This is a genomic window from Kitasatospora sp. NPDC088861 (genome assembly GCF_044750105.1).
Taxonomy (GTDB): domain Bacteria; phylum Actinomycetota; class Actinomycetes; order Streptomycetales; family Streptomycetaceae; genus Kitasatospora.
The window spans coordinates 1-19,108 of record NZ_JBIVJF010000009.1; the positions used below are offsets into that span (position 1 = coordinate 1).

A 19,108-nucleotide genomic window follows, 5' to 3' on the forward strand; every position below is an offset into this window, starting at 1 on the left:
GCTTCCTGGGCCCCTGCGGCTTCCGGTCCCCTCGGATCTCGAAGTCCATCGCACACCTTGAGCTCGGGTGTTGCGACGACCGCTAGAACCCAAGGGCCGGGCCGGGGCTCAGGACGGCTGGCGGTCGGAACCGAGTTCGCGGGAGATCCGCAGCCCGGCCTGGGCGACGACGGGGCCGAGGGCGCGGACGCGGGCGGCGGTCATGCGGGAGGTCAGGCCGGAGACCGACAGGGCGGCGGTGACCTCGCCGGCGTGGTCGAAGATCGGTGCGGCGACGCAGCGGACCTCGGGTTCGTTCTCGCGGTCGTCGATGGAGTAGCCGCGGGCGCGGATCCGGGCGAGGTCGGCGCGCAGCCGGGTCTCGTCGGAGATGGTCCAGGCGGTGACCGGGCGCAGGCCTGCGGCGACGACCTCGGTGACGGCCTCGTCGGGCAGCCAGGCGAGGATGGCCTTTCCGGTGGCGGTGCAGTAGGCGGGGGCGCGGCTGCCGACGCGGGAGGCCATGCGGACGTTGGTCTCGTCCTCGACCTTGTCCAGGTAGACGATTCCGGGGGCCTGCCAGACGGTCAGGTGGACGGTCTCGCCGGCCTCGCGCTGGAGTCGGCGCAGGTGTTCGGCGGCGACGCTGCGCAGGTCGAGGGTGGAGAGGTAGGCCTGGCCGAGGCGCAGTGAGCCGTGGCCGAGCCGGAACCAGCCGGTCTCGCGGTCGCGGTCGAGGAGGTGCTCGTCGAGCAGCGGGCCCGCGAGCCGCAGCACGGTGCTCTTGTTGAGGCCGAGCGCTTCGGCGAGTTGGGCGAGCGGGACGCCGCGCCCGTCGCTGTGGTCGCGGACGTGGCCGAGGACGGCGAGCGCGCGGCGCAGCGAGGACGACTGGTTGCGTTCGGTCGCGGGTTTGCGCCCGGCGGCTGCGCCCGAGGGTCGTTCGGCCGCAGCGCCGGTGGGTCTGTCGGCCGCCGTGCCCGCGGGCCGCTCGGTCTCCGCGTCGGGCCCCGTCTCCGTCATGGGTGGTCCGTCCCTGTCTCGTTCCGCTGTCGAGTGCCACTGCCGTGTACTGCAGCCGTGTGCTGCTGCCGCGTGCTGCCGGTGTTCCCCCCGCTCGACGGCGGCGGTTGTCAGAAGGTACCCGTTCGCGTCCGCAACGCCGCTTCTTCGACACAACGTTGTGCAGTGCAAAACTTCCCGAACCCCCTCTTGTTGGCGCCGATCGCCCGCGCTTAACGTCCCTGCCATCGAGCAGGCGACGCCGCCCCACCCGAACGGTCCGCCCTGCCGTACCCCCGTACCGGCCTGCCCGGGACGCCCCCCAACGCGTCCGGGCCGTCCTCCACCCACACCCACCATCGGCCCCGGTCAGGGCCTGCTTCGACGTACCCGTCCCCAGCGGCGCACGTCTCGGCGGCAACTGTCGGGAGGGGAGGTTCTCCACCCATGCGACTCATCAGACGGACTGCCGCGGCCGCCGTGCTCGCCGCCAGCTGCCTCGCCGCGACCGCCTGCGCGCCGGGCACCGCCGCGCCGGCCGGCGACAAGGCCGCCGACGACCGGACCGGCACCCTCCAGGTCTGGCTGTACAACGAGGCGGGCAACGCGGCCAAGGAGGCCGTGGTCGGCAAGGCGGTGAGCGAGTTCCAGTCCTCCCACCAGGGCGTCACCGTCAAGGTCAGCTACATCGACACCGACGCCTCCGCCCGCGCGGCCAAGATGAAGGGCGCCTTCAACGACCCGGGCAGCGCCCCGGACCTGGTCGAGTTCGGCAACACCGACCTCCCCGGCTACGTCGCGGCCGGTGGCCTCGCCGAGATCGGCGCCGACCTCGACAAGTGGCAGGACAAGGGCGACCTCGACCCGGCGATCGTCAAGACCGCCGTGGTGGACGGCAAGACGTACGGCCTGCCCTGGTGGGTCGCCGTGCGCGCGCTCTACTACCGCAGCGACCTGTTCACCGAGGCCGGGCTGACCCCGCCGACCTCGTACGCCGAACTTGTCACCGCCACCCAGAAGATCCACGCCGCGAACCCCGACACCTTCGGCATCGCCGTCGGCGGCAAGTACACCTTCGGGGCGCTGCCGTTCGTCTGGGACGCGGGCGGCGACATCGCCGCCAAGGACGGTTCCGCGTACAAGGCGGCCATCAACTCGCCCGCCTCGCAGGCCGGGATCAAGCGCTACACCGATCTCTTCGGCGCCGACGGCTGCCCCGCCCAGCAGTGCGCCGACCTCACCGGCGGCAAGACCGTCGACCTGTTCGCGGCCGGCAAGTCGGCGATGGCGATCCTGCCCAACTCCAGCCGCAGCAAGGTCGACGGGGGCCCGGTGAAGGGCAAGTACGGCGTGGTGCCGCTGCCCGGGGAGAAGGCCGGCTCGATCGCCCCGGCGTTCGCGGGCGGCAACAACCTCGGCGTGATGAAGGCGGCCAAGCACCGCACGCTCGCCCTTGAATTCGCCGAACTGCTGGCGGGCCCGGCGTACCAGGAGCAGATGTACGACGCGATGGGCAACCTGCCGACGCTCAAGTCCGTCAGCGGCAAGGTCGCCGCCAAGGACGCCTTCCTGAAGCCGTTCACCGACACCATCGCGGCCGGCACCAGGTTCGTCCCGCTCGACCAGGCGTGGGCGCAGATCGACGCCCAGGCGGTGATCCCGACCATGCTGCAGCAGGTGGTCACCGGCAAGGCGGACGTGGCGAAGGCTTCGGGCGACGCCGCGAACCAGATCACCTCGGCCTTCGCCGCGCACTGACGGCGGCCGCGCACCCGCCTCCGACCCCCGGCCCCGCCTCCAACCCCCGTACCAACCCCTGGTTCCGTACCACCTCCTGGTCCCGCACCGACCTCCTGGTCCGCGGAAGAGAGCAGGTCCCGCACGTGTCCGCATCCACCACGACCGCCCCGACGGCGCCGCCTTCCCCGCGCGGGCGCCGTGGGGACACGGCGCCGGCCGCACCCTCGGGCGGCCGGCGCCGCCGGCCCCCGCTGCTGCTGCTCCTGCCGGCCGCGGTCATCCTGATCCCGCTGGTCGCCTACCCGATCTACCAGCTGGGCCTGCTGTCCGTGCTGGACTTCGGGCAGGCCCAGGCCTCCGGGGGCGCCCCGACCTCCTTCGTCGGCTTCGGCAACTATTCGAAGATCCTGAGCGACGGCCAGTTCTGGTCGGTGCTGCTGCAGACGGTCGGCTTCGCCGCGTTCTGCGTGGTCGCCACCCTGGCCGTCGGCGCGACCCTCGCCGTCCTGCTGACCAAGGTCGGGCGGTGGCCCCGGCTGGTGCTGACCACCGCCGCGATGGCGGCCTGGGCGGCTCCGGCGATGACCGGTTCGACGGTGTGGAGCTTCCTGTTCGACACCAACCTCGGCCTGGTCAACCACACGCTGGTGAAGCTCGGGCTCACCGGCTTCCACGAGTTCAACTGGTTCTACGACAAGTGGACGGCGTTCCTGATCGTCGGCGCCGTCGTGGTGTGGCACTCCTTCCCCTTCGTGATGGTCACCCTCTACGCGGGGATCCGGGCGATCCCGGAGGAGATCATGGAGGCCGCCGCCCTGGACGGCGCCAACACCTGGACGACCTTCCGCCGGATCACCGCGCCGATGCTGCGGCCGATCCTGACCATCGTGGTGATCCAGTCGGTGATCTGGGACTTCAAGGTCTTCACCCAGATCTACGTGATGACCGAGGGCGGCGGCATCGCCGGCCAGAACCTGGTGCTCAACGTGTACGCGTACCAGAAGGCGTTCGCCTCCTCGCAGTACGGGCTCGGCGCGGCGATCGGCGTGATCATGCTGCTGATCCTGGTGATCCCGACGGTCCTCTACATCCGCACCCTGCGACGGACGGGGAACGAACTGTGAGCGCCCTGAACCCCGTCCGGGACTCCCGGACCGGCACCGGCGGAACCGGTACCACCCGGAGCCGCACCACCCGCAACACCCGCGGCCGTTGGCGGCTCGCCGCCAACACCGGCGCGATCGTGCTGGCCGTGGTCACCGCCTTCCCGATCTTCTGGATGGTGCTGTCCGCGTTCAAGCCCAAGGGCGAGGTGCGGTCGCTGGATCCGAAGCCGTGGACGGCCCACCCCACGCTGGAGAGCTTCCGCCAGGTGCTCAGCGTGGACGGCTTCGGCCGGTACTTCGTGAACAGTCTGGTCATCGCGCTGTCGGTGGTGGTGCTCTCGGCCGTCGTGGTGTTCCTGGCGGCGGTGGCCGTGACCAGGTTCCGGTTCAGGTTCCGCACCACCATCATGGTGATGTTCCTGATCGCCCAGATGATCCCGGTCGAGGCGCTCACCATCCCGCTGTTCTTCATGTTCCGTGACGCCGGCCGGTTCGCGCCGGGCATCGGGCTGAACACCCTCGCCTCGCTGATCCTGGTGCAGTTGGCCTTCTCGCTGCCGTTCGGCATCTGGATGATGCGCGGCTTCGTCGCGGCCGTCCCGGTGTCGATCGAGGAGGCCGCGCAGATCGACGGCGCCAGCCGCACCCGCATCCTGTGGCGGATCCTGCTGCCGCTGGTGGCCCCGGGCCTCGCCGCGACCAGCGTGTTCTCCTTCATCGCCGCGTGGAACGACTTCGTCTTCGCGAAGACCTTCATCATCAGCGCCACCCAGAACCAGACCCTGCCGTCCGCGCTGCTGGTCTTCTTCAAGCCGGACGAGAACGACTGGGGCGGCATCATGGCGGCGTCGACGCTGATGACGGTGCCGGTGCTGATCTTCTTCATCGCGGTCCAGCGCAAGCTGGTGTCCGGGCTGGCGGGCGCGGTGAAGGACTGACGCCGGCCGGCGTGGTGAAGGACTGAGGCCGACCGGGGCGGTCGGGCGGGCTCCCCCCGTCCGGCCGCCCTGCGATCGTGCCACGCCGTGCGGCCGGTACCGGACGCCGATCCGCGGGCCCACCGGCCGGGCCGTCCTCGGGACGGCGGTTAGGCTTCCGCCATGCCTGGCCGGCACCGGTGGACGGGGCTCCCCTCCCCGGTGCGGTGGCCGGTGATCAGCCACCGCGACGGCGGCTCCGCCGCACAGATGGGGAAGACGATGAGCAAGCCCACGAGGACGGCCGCGCAGCCGCCGGCGGCACCCGGTGCCGACAGTCACGACCTGATCCGCGTGCACGGCGCGCGCGAGAACAACCTCAAGGACGTCAGCGTCGAGCTCCCGAAGCGGCGGCTGACGGTGTTCACCGGCGTCTCCGGCTCCGGCAAGAGCTCCCTGGTGTTCGACACGATCGCCGCCGAGTCGCAGCGGCTGATCAACGAGACCTACAGCGCCTTCGTCCAGGGCTTCATGCCGACCCAGGCGCGGCCCGAGGTCGACGTACTGGAGGGGCTGACCACCGCGATCATCGTCGACCAGCAGCGGATGGGCGCGGACCCCCGCTCCACGGTCGGCACCGCCACCGACGCCAACGCGATGCTGCGGATCCTCTTCAGCCGGCTCGGGCAGCCGCACATCGGCTCGCCCAAGGCGTTCTCCTTCAACGTCCCCTCGATCAGCGGGGCGGGCGCCGTCACCGTCGAACGCGGCGGGAAGACCATCAAGGAGCGGCGCAGCTTCAGCATCACCGGCGGCATGTGTCCGCGCTGCGAGGGCCGCGGCAGCGTCTCCGACATCGACCTCACCCAGCTCTTCGACGACACCAAGTCGATCTCCGAGGGCGCGATCACCATCCCCGGCTGGAAGACCGACAGCTGGTGGACGGTGGGGATCTACGCGAACTCGGGCTTCCTCGACCCGGACAAGCCGATCCGCAAGTACACCAAGAAGGAGATGCAGGACTTCCTCCACCGCGAGCCGACCAAGGTCAAGGTCAACGGGGTCAACCTCACCTACGAGGGGCTGATCCCGAAGATCCAGAAGTCGATGCTCACCAAGGACCGGGACGCGCTGCAGCCGCACATCCGGGCGTTCGTCGACCGGGCGGTCACCTTCACCGCCTGCCCCGACTGCGGTGGCACCCGGCTCAGCGAGGCGGCCCGGTCGTCGCTGATCGGCGGGATCAGCATCGCCGACGCCTGCGCGATGCAGATCAGCGACCTGGCCGCCTGGGTCCGCGACCTCGACGAGCCGGCCGTGGCGCCGCTGCTCGGGACCCTGCGGCACACCCTCGACTCGTTCGTGGAGATCGGGCTGGGCTACCTCTCGCTCGACCGGCCCTCCGGCACGCTGTCCGGCGGCGAGGCGCAGCGGGTCAAGATGATCCGGCACCTCGGCTCGGCGCTCACCGACGTCACGTACGTCTTCGACGAGCCCACCACCGGCCTGCACCCGCACGACATCCAGCGGATGAACGAACACCTGCTGCGGCTGCGGGACAAGGGCAACACGGTGCTGGTCGTGGAGCACAAGCCGGAGACCATCGCGATCGCCGACCACGTCGTCGACCTCGGACCCGGCGCCGGGACGGCGGGTGGCTCGGTCTGCTTCGAGGGCACCGTCGAGGGGCTGCGGTCCAGCGGCACCGTCACCGGCCGCCACTTCGACGACCGGGCCGCGGTCCGCAAGGCGGTGCGCGAGCCGAACGGCACCCTGGAGATCCGCGGCGCGACGGCGAACAACCTGCGCGACGTCGACGTCGACATCCCGCTCGGGGTGCTGACCGTGATCACCGGCGTCGCCGGCTCCGGGAAGAGCTCGCTGGTGCACGGCTCGATCCCCACGGGCGCGGGCGTGGTGTCCGTCGACCAGGGCGCCATCCGCGGCTCCCGGCGCAGCAACCCGGCGACGTACACCGGGCTGCTGGAGCCGATCCGCAAGGCCTTCGCGAAGGCCAACGGCGTCAAGCCGGCCCTGTTCAGCGCCAACTCCGAGGGCGCCTGCCCCAACTGCAACGGCGCCGGGGTGGTCTTCACCGACCTGGCGATGATGGCCGGCGTGGCCAGCACCTGCGAGGAGTGCGAGGGCAAGCGCTACCAGGCCTCGGTGCTGGAGTACCACCTCGGCGGCCGCGACATCAGCGAGGTGCTCGCGATGCCGGTGACCGAGGCCGAGGAGTTCTTCGGCACCGGCGAGGCCCGCATCCCGGCCGCGCACCGCATCCTCGCCAACCTCGCCGACGTCGGGCTCGGCTACCTCAGCCTCGGCCAGCCGCTCACCACGCTGTCCGGCGGCGAGCGGCAGCGGCTCAAGCTGGCCACCCACATGGCCGAGAAGGGCGGCGTCTACGTCCTCGACGAGCCGACCACCGGCCTGCACCTCGCCGACGTCGAGCAGTTGCTCGGGCTGCTCGACCGGCTGGTGGACTCCGGCAAGTCGGTCATCGTCATCGAGCACCACCAGGCGGTGATGGCGCACGCCGACTGGATCATCGACCTCGGCCCGGGCGCCGGCCACGACGGAGGCCGGATCGTCTTCGAGGGCACGCCCGCCGACCTGATCGCCGCCCGCTCCACCCTCACCGGCGAGCACCTCGCGGCCTACGTCGGGGGCTGACGGCCCCGGCGGTTGACCCCTTCGGCGGTCGAACGCTTCGGCGGCAGGGCGGTGCCACGCCCCGGGCACTACCCTGCTGCCATGGCGATCCACGGCTTCGGGGCCACCGAGTTCCAGCTCGTGCTGCTGCGCCGGATGGCCGACTTCAACCCGGAACCGGTCGAGCAGGCCGTGCGGCGGCTCGGCGCGACCCGGGCCGCCATGCGGGAGGCGAACAAGCGCTGGCAGGCGATGGTCCGCTCGCCCCGGTTCCCACGCGGCGCCGACCGCTGCGCCGCCGTCCTCGGCCCGCCGCAGGCGGTGGTGCCGCGCCGGATCGGGGACCTCGCCTGCACCGCGCGGCAGTGGGCGCTGCCGCTCTGGCCCGAGCTGCGCTTCGAGAGCCTGCTCGGTCCGGCGCAGGCCGGGCGGCCGCTGCTGAACGAGTGGCTGGTGCGCGGACCGGGCGCCCCGGCGCCCGGGCTGCGCACCCTCGCCGACCTCGCGCCGTGGAGCTGCGTGGTCGCCGACCTGGGCGCCGCGTTCCCGCCCGCCCGGCCGCGCGAGGGCAGCGCGCCGACCCGCTTCCAGCTCGACTTCACCGCCCCGGACGCCGACGGGCGGGCGCGCCCGTGCACCGCCGACTTCACCTGGGGGCTGCTCCAGGAGGTCCGGCCGGACGGTCCTTAGGCCTGGGCCGGGTGGACGGTCCGCCCGCCGACGACCGTGCGCTCGGGCCGCAGCTCGCGCAGCACGTCCACCGGACAGCTCAGCGGATCGACCGGCCACACCGTCAGATCGGCCAGCGCCCCCGGCCGCAGGCTGCCGCGTTCGGCGCTCTCGCCCATCAGCCGGGCCGCGTGGACGGTGTGCAGCGCGACCGCCTCGGCCCGGTCGACGGCGTGCTCGGGCCCCACCACCCCGGCGGTGGTCCGGCGGGTCGTCATGCCCCACACCGACACCATCGCGCCGTACGGGCCGACCGGGAAGTCCGAGCCGGCGGCCAGCAGCGCGCCCTCGTCGAGCCATTCGCGCAGCGGGAAGATCCCGGCGGTCCGCTCCTCGCCCCAGGCCCGCTGCTGGGCGAGCGCGCCGTCGTGCAGCAGCGGGTGCTGCACGGTGACGGGGACGCCGAGCGAGATCGCCCGGGCCCGCTGGTCGGCCCGGGCCAGTCCGCCGTGCTCGACCACCAGCGTGCCGGGCGGCAGGCCGGGGCGCCGGCCGAGCACCTCCTCGAAGACGTCCAGCAGGGTGCGCAGGCCGCGGTCGCCCCAGGCGTGCACGCCGACCCGCCAGCCGCGCCCGACCACCCGGTCGACGGCCGCGACCAGTTCCTTCGGCTCCCAGAGCAGCCGGCCGTGGTAGCAGGGCCGGTCCTGGTACGGCTCCTCCAGCGCGCCGGCCTCGAAGCCGCCGTCGATGCCGAACTTCACCCCCCACAGCCGCAGCAGGTCGTCGTCCTCGCCGGCGGCGCGCCAGGCGTCCATCCGGTCCAGCAGCTCGTCGACCTGCTCGGGGGTGCGGGCGGCGAAGCCGGAGACCAGCGCCCGGACCCGGACGGCGAGCGCGCCGGCGGCCCGGGCCGCGAGCAGCACGTCGAGGTCCTCGACCGGGACGAGGCAGTCGCGGACGGTGCCGATGCCGGTGGCGGCATAGCCGGCGGAGGCGGCGCGCAGGCCGGCCACCCGTTCGGCGAGCGCGGGGCGCGGCAGCATCCGCTCGACCAGTTCGACCGCCTTGTTGACCAGCCGCCCGGTGAGTCGCCCCCGGTCGTCGCGTTCGAGCAGGCCGCCGGGCGGGTCGGGGGTGTCGGCGGTGATGCCGGCGAGGCGCAGCGCGGCCGAGTTGAGCACCATGTTGTAGGCGCCGCGGCGGACCAGGACGGGGTGGTCGGCGGTGGCCTCGTCCAGTTCCGCGGTGGTGGGCAGCCGCTGCTCGGCGAGCAGCACCTCCTGCCAGTTGACGGTGGTGTGGATCCACTGGCCGGGCGGGGTCTGGGCGGCGCGTTCGCGGATCAGGCCGAGGAACGCGGCGAGGTCGCGCGCCCGGTGGACGGGGACGCCGTGGACGCTGTGGCCGGCCAGGATCAGGTGGGTGTGGGTGTCGTCGAAGGCGGGCAGCACCGTCGCGGCGGGGGCGTCCAGGACCTCGGTGGCCGGTCCGACCAGGTCGTCCAGGCCGTGCGGGTCGGGGGACAGGGCGGTGATCCGTGCCCCGGTGACGGCGATCGCCCGCTGCGGCGGCCGGCCGGGGACGAGGGTGTGGACGGCGGAGGCGCGGACGAGGAGGTCGGCGGGGGCGGGGTCGGTCATCGCGGCTCCTGGTGGGGTGGGGCGCCGGCCGGCAGGCCGGTGACCTTCTCGACGTGCCGCAGGCTGGGCTCGGCGAGCAGCGCGTGCAGCTCGGTGAAGACGGCCCGCGCGGCGACGGCGTTCCAGTCGGCGGGCAGCAGCGGTTCGGGCAGGCCCGGGTCCAGGTAGGGCAGCCGGCGCCACTGGGTGAGCATCGGGACGTAGTCGCGGAACGCCTCGACCGGGTCGACCCGCGGCCGGCCGCGCAGTTCGGCGGCGACCGGGCGCCAGGCGTCGTCGAAGGCCGCGTACTGCGCCTCGATCGCCGGGAAGTCCCACCAGCCGGCCACCGCGGTGCGCAGTTCGGCGAAGCCCGCGTACTCGGCGGACAGGAACAGGTGCACGTAGGCGCTCAGCCCGAGGCGCTCCAGCAGCCGCCGGGCGTCCGGCAGCAGCCGGGCGGGCGCCAGCCAGACGCCGGGGGCGGCGTTGCCGAAGCCGAGCCAGCTCAGCCGGGAGCGCAGCTGGTGGCGGTGGGCGCGCTCGGACTCGGGCACCGAGAAGACCGCGACCACCCAGCCGTCGGCGAGTTCGGCGGGCTCCAGGCTGTGGAAGATCCGGCGGTCGCCCTCCTCGAAGACCGGGCCCATCGCCGGGGCGAGCCGGTAGCCGGTGCCGTCGCGGCGCTCCTGGAACAGGGTGCCGGCCTTCTTCAGCCGGGAGATGGCCGAGCGCACCGCCGGGCCGTCGACGTCGAGTTCGGCCATCAGCGCGATCAGGTCGGCGATCGAGATCCAGCCGCCGAGGCGGCGCACGAACTCGCCGTACACGGTGTGGATGAGCGAGCTGGGCCGGGTCGTGCTCTCCGACATGGTGCGCCTCCTCCCCGGCAGCTCGTGGTGATCATAGCGGTGGGAGCCCGGCGTCAGGCCTGGGCGTAGGCGCCGGAGAGCAGGTGCCCGGCGCCGGGGGCGACGGCCGGCAGGCCGAGGGCGCGCAGCAGTTGGTGGGCGGTGCAGATCGCCGCCGAGACGACCGGCTTGCCGAGCTGCTGTTCGGCTTCCTCGACGGCGGACAGCGAGGGCAGCTGCACGCAGGCCGAGAGCACCACCGCGTCGGCCTCGGCGTGGGCGAGACGCCGGGCGATGGCGGGCAGCCGCGCCGGGTCGTGGGCGGCCACGTCGAGGTTGTCGGGGATCTCCAGGGCCGCGTAGTCGAGCACTTCGATGCCCTCGTGGGCCAGGTAGCCGACCACGGTCCGGGCCAGCGGCCGCAGGTACGGGGTGACGAGGGCGACCTTCTTGGCGCCGAGCGTGTGCAGGCCGGTCACCAGGGCGCCCGCGCTGGTGACCACGGGGGCGGGGGCGCCGTTCTCGGCGGTGCGCCGGTGCAGGCGCTGTTCGGCCTCGCGGTGGTAGCCGGGGCCGGTGGCCATCACGGCGACCAGGCAGGCGTAGCCGAGCACGTCGACCCGGGCGTCGGAGAGTTCGGCCGCGCAGCGGTCGGACTCGGCGTCCATGGCGCGCAGTTGCTCGGGGGTGACCCTGGTCATCCGCATCCGGCTGGAGTGGAAGGTGAACCGCTCGGGCGCGACCGCCTCGCGGGCCCGCAGCAGGGCGGGGACCTCGGTCTCCATGGTGACGTTGGAGCTGGGGACGATCTGGCCGATCCGGTAGGTGGTCATGGGGTGCTGGGGCTCCTCTCGGGAGCTGGCCGGGGTGGGGTGCTCCGCTCAGCGGGCGTCGACCACCGGGTTGGCGAGGGTGCCGATCCGCTCGATGGTGGCCTCGACCAGGTCGCCGGGCTGGAGGAACTGCGGCGGCACCAGGCCGGCGCCGACGCCGGACGGGGAGCCGGTGGCGATCACGTCGCCCGGTTCGAGGGTGACGCCGGAGGAGATATCGGCGATCAGGCGGGCGATGCCGAACAGCATGTGGCGGGTGTTGGAGTCCTGTCGCAGCTCGCCGTTGACCCTGAGTGAGAGGTCGAGGTCCTGCGGGTCGGGGATCTCGTCGGCCGTGACCACGACCGGGCCGAACGGCGCGTAGCTGTCCTGCCCTTTGGAGAAGAACCACTGCCCGGAACGGCGCTGGTCGCGGGCGCTGACGTCGTTGACGATGCTGTAGCCGAAGACGTGCCGCCAGGCGTCCCGCTCGGCCACCCGGAAGGCCGGCTCGCCGATCACCACGGCGAGCTCGCACTCCCAGTCGAGCTGCTTGGTCAGGTCGGCGTTGTGCCGGATGGGCTGGCCCGGGCCGGTGACGGCGGTCGCGGGCTTGCTGAACAGCACCGGCCGGTCGGGCAGTTCGCGCTCGGTGTCCAGGGTGCGGTGCGATTCGGCGACGTGCTCCACGTAGTTGAGGCCGACACCGACGATCTTGCCGGGCCGCAGGGGCGCGCGCAGCGAGACCTCGGCGAGCGGGCGGACGGCGGGGTGGCCGGGCCCGGCGTGGGACAGCAGCGTGCGGGCGGTGGCCAGCGCGGCCTCGCCGGCCCGGACCAGGTCGAGCAGGCCGTCGGGCAGCCGGGCGCCGGCGGCGGTGGCGAGGGCGGTCAGGTCGGCGACCTGGTCGCCGAGCCGGGCGCCGAGGCGCGGGGTCTCGTCGCCGTCCGCGCAGTAGGTCAATAGGTGCATGGTCGGGGCTCCTCGGGGTTGCCGGGCGGTGGTGGGGCGCGTGTCCGGTGGGTCAGGCCGGGCCCTGGTGCCCGTCGTGCGCCGGGTGGGCCTCCTCGCGGTAGAGGCCGAGCGAGTGCATCACCGGGAAGTCGTTGAAGGAGAACAGGCAGGCGTCCTCGCCGGGGTCGAGGTTCGCGTGCTCGTGCCAGGCCCAGGACGGGACGACGAAGACGTCGCCCTGCTGCCACTCGAAGCGCCGCCCGGCGATCACCGAGACGCCGCGCCCCTTGGCCGCCGTGTAGACCACCGAGCCGGTGTGGCGGTGGGCGCGGGTGGCCTGGCCGGGGCGCAGCAGTTGCAGGTGGGCGGCCATGGTCGGCATCACCGGGCCGCCGGTGACCGGGTTGGTGTACTCCATGATGACGCCGTCGTACGGCGATCCCCCGGTGGCGCGGGCGAGTCGGCACAGCGCGTGGTAGCTCGGCTCCCAGGGCCAGCCGAGCAGGGGGGAGTAGGGCCTGCTCCAGGTCTCGACGCCGTACGGGAGCAGGTTGCCGCCGTAGCTCAGCAGCGAGGAGTTCACCACCGGGCCGGGCCGCTGGTACAGCTCCGGGTGGACCTCGTAGAAGTTCGCGTCGAGCATGTTGACCAGCGGGATGTCCAGGCCGTCCTGCCAGATCACCGGGGCGTCGTCGGACTCGTTTCCGTGCTCGTGCCAGGAGTTGTTGGGCGTGATGGCGAAGTCGCGCGGGCCGACCCTGAGCTTCTGGCCGTCCACGACCGTCCAGGCGCCGGTGCCCTCGTGGACGAAGCGCAGGGCGGCGGCCTGGTGGCGGTGCGCGGTCATCGCCTCGCCGGGGCCCATGATCTGGAGGCCGGTGTACAGCAGGCCGACGGCGGCGCTCAGTTCGCGGCGCCCGGGGTTGACCAGCATCACCACCCGGCGGCCGGCGTCGTCGGCCTTGACCAGCGGCAGCGCCTTGCGGACCAGCGGGCGCAGGTCGGCGTAGCGCCAGAGCACCGGCACCGACTTGGGCTGCGGGTACCAGGGCTCGATCTCGTTCGCCACCGTCCACAGGGCGCCGGCCTCGTGCTCGGCCAGTTCCTCGTAGTAGGCGGTGAGTTCGGGGCTGTCGGTGACCCTGGCTCGGCCGAGCTGGTCGTCGTCGTGGTCGGCCGTGCGGCCCTGGTCGGCGGTGCCGTGGGGGTCGGTGGTGCCGTGGCGGTCGGTCGTGCCGTCGTGGCTGGTCATGCCTGCTCCTCCGGGAACACCAGTGGCCGCAGTGGGCGGTTGTCCACGTGCAGCCGGAAGACGTCGAAGCGGTTGTAGTGGCCGACGATGTCGTGCATCTGCTTGGGTTGGATGCACCGGCCGAGGTCGATCTCGGCGTAGACGATGCCCTCCTCGTCCACCAGCGGCTCGCCCACCGGGCGTCCGTCGGGGCCGAAGATGCCGGACAACGCGCTGCGCGGGCGGGCGAGTTGCTTGCGCACCTGGTGGTCGTCGCCGGCGATCAGGTCCACCATCTCGGGCGAGATGGTGGAGCAGGAGACCACGGTGAACAGCTTGCCCTCGAAGCAGTGCGCGGCGGCGCGCAGCGCGATCGCCTCCGCCATGTCGTAGTCCTCGGGGGCCACCGGCAGGGCGATGTAGCTGGCGGCGTGGACGAGTTCGCCCTGGGCCAGCAGGGTGAAGCGGGCCAGGGTGTTGGTGTTCTCGCCGCAGGCGAGCGCGCCGAGCGGGCCGACGGCCGTGCGGTGCACCCGCAGGGAGCTGCCGTCGCCGGGCGTCCAGGTCAGCTTCTCGGCCCAGGTCGGCACCAACTTGCGGTGCACGGCGAGGAGTTCTCCGTCCGCGCCGATGATCAGCAAGGTGTTGTGGAGCACCCCGAGGCTGTGTTGGCCGCGTTCGTTGACGCCGATCACCAGCACCACGCCGGCCTGCCGGGCGGCGGCGCGCAGCGTGTCGACGTACGGGCCGGGGACGTCGACGGCGGCGCGGTAGAGGCGCTCGTACCAGGGCGAGCCCTGCACCGGGTTCATCGTCCAGTTCCAGTACGGGTAGCCGGGGACGAAGACCTCGGGGAAGACCACCAGGGCGGCGCCGTGGCCGGCCGCCTCGTGGATCAGGGCGACGGCCTTGTCGACGGTGGCGGCCGGGTCCAGGTAGACGGGGGCGGCCTGGACGGCCGCGGCGGTGAAGCGGGGCAGGTCGGGCATGGGGCCTCCTCGGCTGCTCAGCGCGGTTCGGGGGTGGGCGGCGGCCAGCGGCGGTGCACCGGCGCGGCGGGCTCGGCGAGCAGGTGCAGGCGCGGTGCGACCCGGTCGGCGTTCGGGCCCGGTGGTCTGCGGCTGCCCGCCGACCAGGGGCCGGGCCAGTGCGCGCCCGGCCCGGTGTAGCCCTGCTCGGCGGCGGCGTGCAGCGTCCAGAGCGGGTCGTACAGCTGGGCCCGCCCGATCGCGACCAGGTCGGCCCGCCCGGCCAGGAGCACGGAGTTGGCGTCGTCGTGCCCGGAGATCGCGCCGACCGCGATGGTCGGCAGGCCGGTGGCGGCGCGGATCAGCTCGGCGAACGGGGTCTGGTACCCGCGTCCGTACGGCGGCCGCTGGTGGGCGACCACCTCGCCGGTGGACACGTCCACCGCGTCCGCCCCGCCGTCGGCCAGCGCGCGGCCGATCGTGACGGCCTCCGGTCCGGTGGTGCCGCCGGGCGCCCAGTCGCAGGCCGAGATCCGCACCAGTAGCGGCCGCCCGGCAGGCCAGACCGCGCGGACGGCCGCCAGCACCTCCAGCGGCAGCCGCAGCCGGTGCGCGAGCCGGCCGCCGTAGCGGTCGGTGCGGTGGTTGGTCAGCGGTGAGAGGAAGCCGGAGAGCAGGTGGCCGTGGCCGAACTGCAGCTCCAGCGCGTCGAAGCCGACCCGTGCCGCGCGTTCCGCCGCCTCGGCGAAGTCCGCGATCACGGTGGCCAGTTGGGCGGCGGTGGCCGGGTGCGGGGGAGGGCTGTCCGGGCCCCAGGGGAGCGGGGAGGCGGCGAGCAGCGGCCAGCCGTCGGCGAGTGGGCGCCCGATCCCGTCCGGGCCGGGTGCGGCGGTGGCGCCCCGGCGGCCGGCGTGCGTCAGCTGGAGGCCGACCGGGGTGTCGCTCACCGCGCGGACGGCGTCGACGAGTTCGCGCCAGGCCGCCTCCTGGCGGTCGTTCCACAGCCCCGGGCAGCGGTCGGTGGCCCGGCCCCCGGGGCTGACGGCGGCCATCCCGGCGAGGACCAGCCCGGCGCCGCCGAGCGCGTGCGCGGTCAGCTGGGCCCGGTCGAAGCCGCTGGGCAGGGTGTCGGTGGAGGTGAAGGTGGCGAGCGGGGGCACCACGACGCGGTTGCGCAGCTCCAGGGCGCCGAGCTTCAGCGGCCGGAACATCGGCGGCACACCGGGCGGGCCGCCGGCGGCGGCGTCCACCGCGTCGACGAAGTCGGGGTCGCGGGCCCGCAGGTTGCCGTAGGTGACCCGGCGGCTGCGGGTGAGCAGGTTGAACGCGAACCGGTCGGCGCCCTGCCCGGTGCGCCGCTCCACCGTCTCGAACCACTCCAGGCTCGCCTGCGCGGCCCGCTGGGTGGACTCCACCACCGGGCGCCGCTCCGCCTCGTAGGCGACCAACGCCTGCTCCAGCGCCGGCTGTTCGTGCAGGCTCGCGGCGAGCGCGAGGGCGTCCTCCAGGGCGAGCTTGGTGCCCGAGCCGATCGAGAAGTGCGCGGAGTGCGCCGCGTCGCCGAGCAGCACCACGTTGCGGTGGCGCCAGCGGGCGTTGCGCACGGTGGTGAAGCGGATCCAGCGGGAGGCGTTCGGGATCAGCCGGTGGCCGTCCAGGTGCCCGGCGAGCAGGTCCGCGCAGCGCCGCACGCTCGCCTCGTCGCTCGCGCCGCGGGCCGGCTCCCGGGCGGCGAGGGCGGCGAACCCGGCGCGGCGCCAGGCGTCTTCGGCGATCTCCACGATGAAGGTGGAACGGGTCGCGCTGTACGGGTAGGCGTGCACCTGGAGGGTGCCGAAGTCGAACCGCTCGACGATGAAGGTGAAGGCCTCGAAGACCTTGTCGGTGGCGAGCCAGATGTAGCGGCAGTGCCGCTCGTCCAGGTCGGGCCGGAAGGTGTCGGCGTAGGCCGCGCGGGTGCCCGAGTGGATGCCGTCGGCGGCGACCACCAGGTCGTACTCGGCGGCGAGCCGGTCGACCGGAGGAGCGGGGGTGCGGTAGCGCACGTCCACCGCGAGCTGCCCGCAGCGCTGTTGCAGGATCGCGCGCAGCCGGTTGCGGTCGAGTGCCGCGAAGCCGTGCCCGCCGCAGGTGCGGACCTCGCCCGCGTAGCGCACGTCGATGTCGCTCCAGCGGGCGAACTCGGCGCCGATCGCGGCGAAGACCTCCGGGTCAGCCTGGGCGATGCCGTCCAGCGTCTCGTCGGAGAACACCACGCCGAAGCCGAACTCGTCCTCCCGGCCGGCGCGTTCGAAGACGGTGATCTCCCGGTGCGGTGCCAGCCGTTTGGCGAGCGCGGCGAAGTAGAGCCCGCCCGGACCGGCGCCGATCACCGCGATGCGGCGGGCGGTGGTGGGGTGGGCCGCGCCGGTGCGTGCGGCGGTGGTGGTGGTGCGGGCCGCGGTGGTCACCGCACCACCTCCGGCTGTTGCGGTCCGGCCTCGGCCAGCGCGCGGCGCACCGGCGCGGGCCAGGGTTCGGCGCCCTTGGCGTTCGGCGCGGCGTGCACCACCGACATCCGCCCGGACGCGGCCAGGCCGTGCGGGCCGTGCACCTCGAAGGCGTAGTGCAGCGAGGAGCCGCCGACCCGGACCACCCGCAGCTCGGTGCGGACCAGGTCGCCGAACCAGAGCCGCTCGCGGTAGTCGGCCTCGAAGTGCACCCGCGGGATCCGCCCGAACAGCTCGGCCAGGCCCAGCCGGCGCAGCAGCGCCGCCTCCGCGGCCTCGGCCCAGCGCTGGACGGCCGAGAAGTGGTAGTGCCCGGCCGCGTCGGTGTCGGACCACTCGACCCGGCGCTCGATCGCCACGCTGGCCGGGGCGGTCGCGGCCCGCCGGCGCAGCTCGGCGCGGTGCAGCTTGCCGGTGGCGGTGCGCGGCAGCCGGGTGACGAACTCGACCGCGCGCGGGTACTTGTACGGGGCGATGGTCCGTTTGACGTGCTCCTGGAGGCTCCGTACCTGCTCCGGCCCGGCGGGCGCGCCCTCGCGCAGCACCACGTAGGCCTTCACCACGGTGCCGCGCCGTTCGTCCGGCGCCCCGACCACCGCGCAGTCGGCGACGTGGGGGTGGGCGGCGAGGGCCTGCTCGACCTCGGGGCCGGCGATGTTGTAGCCGGCCGAGACGATCATGTCGTCGTTGCGCGCCTGGTACCAGAAGTAGCCGTCCCGGTCGCGGACGTAGGTGTCGCCGGTGAGGTTCCAGCCGTTGCGGACGTAGTCGCGCTGGCGCTCGTCGTCCAGGTAGCGGCAGCCGGTCGGGCCCTTGACGGCGAGCAGACCGGGCACGCCGTCCGGCACCGGCCGGCCCTGTTCGTCCAGGACGGCGGCCCGGTAGCCGGGGACGGGGCGGCCGGTCGCGCCGGGGCGGATGTCGCCGTCGGCGGCGGAGATGAACACGTGCAGCAGCTCGGTGGCGCCGATGCCGTCGATCAGCCGCTGCCCGGTGGCCGCGTGGAAGGCCTCCCAGAGGGCGGCGGGCAGGTGCTCGCCGGCCGAGACGCAACGCCGTACGCCGGACAGGCGGTCGGCGAGCCCGGCGGCCAGGATCGCCCGGTAGGCGGTCGGCGCGGTGAACAGCACGCCGACCCGGTGCCGGTGGACCTGCTCGGCGAGTTGCTCGGGGGTGGCCTGCTCCAGCAGGAGGCTGGCGGCGCCGGCGCGCAGCGGGAAGACCACCAGGCCGCCGAGTCCGAAGGTGAAGGCGAGCGGCGGGGTGCCGGCGAACAGGTCGTCGGGGGTGGGGCGCAGGAGGTGGCGGGAGAAGGTGTCGGCGTTGGCGAGCACGTCGCGGTGGAAGTGCAGGGTGGCCTTGGGCCGTCCGGTGGTTCCGGAGGTGAAGGCGATCAGCGCGACGTCGTCGGCGGCGGTGGGCACGGCGGTGAAGCCGCCGCTCTTGGCGGCGCAGCGGGCGGTCAGGTCCTGGGGGCCGGGCCCGCCGAAGGCGAGCACCCGCAGGCCGGGTGTCTCGGCCCGGGCGAGGTCGTCCAGGTAGCGGTGGTCGCACAGGGCGATGGTGGGCCGGGCGATCCGGTGCAGTCCGGTCAGTTCGGCGGCCCGCAGCAGCGGCATGGTGCTGACGGCGACGCCGCCGGCCTTCAGGACGCCGAGCCAGCAGGCCACCAGCCAGGGGGTGTTGGGGCCGCGGAGCAGCACCCGGTTGCCGGTGGCCAGGCCGAGGTCCTCGGTCAGCAGCCGGGCCACCCGGTCGGCGTGGTCGCGCAGTTCGCCGTAGGTCCACTGGCCGGTCGGGGTGAGCAGGCAGCGGCGGTCGGGGCCGTACCGGGCGATCGTTCCGTCGAGCAGCGCCTGGGCGCAGTTCAGCCGGTCCGGATAGAACAACTCCGGTATGTCGAAGCGGAGTTCTGGCCACTGGTCGAAGGGTGGGAGATGGTCGCGGCAGAACGTGTCCACGTGCGCGGAGGGGGATAGCTCCATGGGCGGGCACCTCATCGTGCGAGCGGGGAGTGAGGCCAGTATGGCGTGTTGGTGACGCCAGTCAAGAGAGCGATACACGCATTCGGGGGAGCGGGCCCCTCGCGGCCTCACCGGTGGCCCCACCCTTG

14 protein-coding genes are annotated in these 19,108 nt (G+C 73.6%); 5 read left to right on the forward strand and 9 right to left on the reverse strand.

The window, feature by feature from the left end:
- Positions 1 to 108: 108 nt before the first annotated feature.
- Entirely contained in the window at positions 109 to 1,002 is an 894-nt protein-coding gene (locus ACIP37_RS17620) for an IclR family transcriptional regulator (RefSeq protein ID WP_079136066.1), read from the reverse strand.
- A gap of 426 nt (positions 1,003 to 1,428) precedes the next feature.
- Here ACIP37_RS17620 and ACIP37_RS17625 point away from each other — a divergent pair, with 426 nt between their 5' ends.
- The 5 genes from ACIP37_RS17625 (at position 1,429) to ACIP37_RS17645 (ending at position 8,089) form a co-directional block, all read left to right on the forward strand.
- A complete protein-coding gene (locus ACIP37_RS17625; RefSeq protein ID WP_400807631.1) occupies positions 1,429 to 2,739 on the forward strand; it encodes an extracellular solute-binding protein in 1,311 nt (436 codons plus the stop codon).
- A 125-nt stretch (positions 2,740 to 2,864) separates the two neighbouring features.
- A complete protein-coding gene (locus tag ACIP37_RS17630; protein ID WP_400807633.1) occupies positions 2,865 to 3,845 on the forward strand; it encodes a carbohydrate ABC transporter permease in 981 nt (326 codons plus the stop codon).
- A gap of 5 nt (positions 3,846 to 3,850) precedes the next feature.
- Positions 3,851 to 4,765, forward strand: coding sequence for a carbohydrate ABC transporter permease (locus ACIP37_RS17635; RefSeq protein ID WP_400807863.1), 915 nt, complete (start codon positions 3,851 to 3,853; stop codon positions 4,763 to 4,765).
- 261 nt (positions 4,766 to 5,026) lie between these two features.
- The gene (locus tag ACIP37_RS17640; protein ID WP_400807635.1) at positions 5,027 to 7,420 is read left to right on the forward strand and encodes an ATP-binding cassette domain-containing protein; all 2,394 of its coding nucleotides are present in this window, start codon (positions 5,027 to 5,029) and stop codon (positions 7,418 to 7,420) included.
- An 81-nt stretch (positions 7,421 to 7,501) separates the two neighbouring features.
- Positions 7,502 to 8,089 carry a hypothetical protein gene (locus ACIP37_RS17645; protein WP_400807637.1) on the forward strand — a complete coding sequence of 196 codons (588 nt, stop codon included), beginning with the start codon at positions 7,502 to 7,504 and terminating at the stop codon, positions 8,087 to 8,089.
- Here ACIP37_RS17645 and ACIP37_RS17650 read toward each other — a convergent pair.
- Genes ACIP37_RS17650 through ACIP37_RS17685 form a run of 8 tightly spaced genes read right to left on the reverse strand, consistent with a single transcriptional unit; the run spans position 8,086 to position 18,980 of the window.
- On the reverse strand, positions 8,086 to 9,711 hold the full coding sequence (locus ACIP37_RS17650) for an amidohydrolase (RefSeq protein ID WP_400807640.1): 1,626 nt from the start codon (positions 9,709 to 9,711) through the stop codon (positions 8,086 to 8,088). The genes ACIP37_RS17645 and ACIP37_RS17650 overlap by 4 nt on opposite strands.
- Positions 9,708 to 10,562, reverse strand: a complete 855-nt coding sequence (locus tag ACIP37_RS17655) for a PaaX family transcriptional regulator C-terminal domain-containing protein (RefSeq protein ID WP_350879095.1) — start codon at positions 10,560 to 10,562, stop codon at positions 9,708 to 9,710. Before ACIP37_RS17655 ends, ACIP37_RS17650 begins: the two co-directional genes overlap by 4 nt.
- Before the next feature lie 53 nt (positions 10,563 to 10,615).
- On the reverse strand, positions 10,616 to 11,374 hold the full coding sequence (locus ACIP37_RS17660) for an Asp/Glu racemase (RefSeq protein ID WP_363629503.1): 759 nt from the start codon (positions 11,372 to 11,374) through the stop codon (positions 10,616 to 10,618).
- A 48-nt stretch (positions 11,375 to 11,422) separates the two neighbouring features.
- Positions 11,423 to 12,325, reverse strand: coding sequence for a fumarylacetoacetate hydrolase family protein (locus tag ACIP37_RS17665; protein WP_363585221.1), 903 nt, complete (start codon positions 12,323 to 12,325; stop codon positions 11,423 to 11,425).
- Between the two features lie 52 nt (positions 12,326 to 12,377).
- Complete coding sequence (locus ACIP37_RS17670) at positions 12,378 to 13,559, reverse strand: cupin domain-containing protein (RefSeq protein ID WP_400807645.1); 1,182 nt, start codon at positions 13,557 to 13,559, stop codon at positions 12,378 to 12,380.
- On the reverse strand, positions 13,556 to 14,527 hold the full coding sequence (locus ACIP37_RS17675; protein ID WP_363585217.1) for a carbon-nitrogen hydrolase family protein: 972 nt from the start codon (positions 14,525 to 14,527) through the stop codon (positions 13,556 to 13,558). The genes ACIP37_RS17670 and ACIP37_RS17675 overlap by 4 nt, the downstream gene beginning before the upstream one ends.
- A 17-nt stretch (positions 14,528 to 14,544) precedes the next feature.
- Entirely contained in the window at positions 14,545 to 16,956 is a 2,412-nt protein-coding gene (locus tag ACIP37_RS17680; RefSeq protein ID WP_400807650.1) for an FAD-dependent monooxygenase, read from the reverse strand.
- Positions 16,953 to 18,980, reverse strand: a complete 2,028-nt coding sequence (locus tag ACIP37_RS17685) for an AMP-binding protein (protein ID WP_400807652.1) — start codon at positions 18,978 to 18,980, stop codon at positions 16,953 to 16,955. The genes ACIP37_RS17680 and ACIP37_RS17685 overlap by 4 nt, the downstream gene beginning before the upstream one ends.
- Positions 18,981 to 19,108 lie beyond the last annotated feature (128 nt).

What these genes read in the sequence shown, in the direction of transcription:
- ACIP37_RS17620 (WP_079136066.1), bottom strand. Translation starts at nt 1,002, where the DNA reads ATGACGGAGACGGGGCCCGACGCGGAGACCGAGCGGCCCGCGGGCACG.
- ACIP37_RS17625 (WP_400807631.1), top strand. Translation starts at nt 1,429, where the DNA reads ATGCGACTCATCAGACGGACTGCCGCGGCCGCCGTGCTCGCCGCCAGC.
- ACIP37_RS17640 (WP_400807635.1), top strand. Translation starts at nt 5,027, where the DNA reads ATGAGCAAGCCCACGAGGACGGCCGCGCAGCCGCCGGCGGCACCCGGT.
- ACIP37_RS17645 (WP_400807637.1), top strand. Translation starts at nt 7,502, where the DNA reads ATGGCGATCCACGGCTTCGGGGCCACCGAGTTCCAGCTCGTGCTGCTG.
- ACIP37_RS17650 (WP_400807640.1), bottom strand. Translation starts at nt 9,711, where the DNA reads ATGACCGACCCCGCCCCCGCCGACCTCCTCGTCCGCGCCTCCGCCGTC.
- ACIP37_RS17655 (WP_350879095.1), bottom strand. Translation starts at nt 10,562, where the DNA reads ATGTCGGAGAGCACGACCCGGCCCAGCTCGCTCATCCACACCGTGTAC.
- ACIP37_RS17660 (WP_363629503.1), bottom strand. Translation starts at nt 11,374, where the DNA reads ATGACCACCTACCGGATCGGCCAGATCGTCCCCAGCTCCAACGTCACC.
- ACIP37_RS17665 (WP_363585221.1), bottom strand. Translation starts at nt 12,325, where the DNA reads ATGCACCTATTGACCTACTGCGCGGACGGCGACGAGACCCCGCGCCTC.
- ACIP37_RS17670 (WP_400807645.1), bottom strand. Translation starts at nt 13,559, where the DNA reads ATGACCAGCCACGACGGCACGACCGACCGCCACGGCACCACCGACCCC.
- ACIP37_RS17675 (WP_363585217.1), bottom strand. Translation starts at nt 14,527, where the DNA reads ATGCCCGACCTGCCCCGCTTCACCGCCGCGGCCGTCCAGGCCGCCCCC.
- ACIP37_RS17685 (WP_400807652.1), bottom strand. Translation starts at nt 18,980, where the DNA reads ATGGAGCTATCCCCCTCCGCGCACGTGGACACGTTCTGCCGCGACCAT.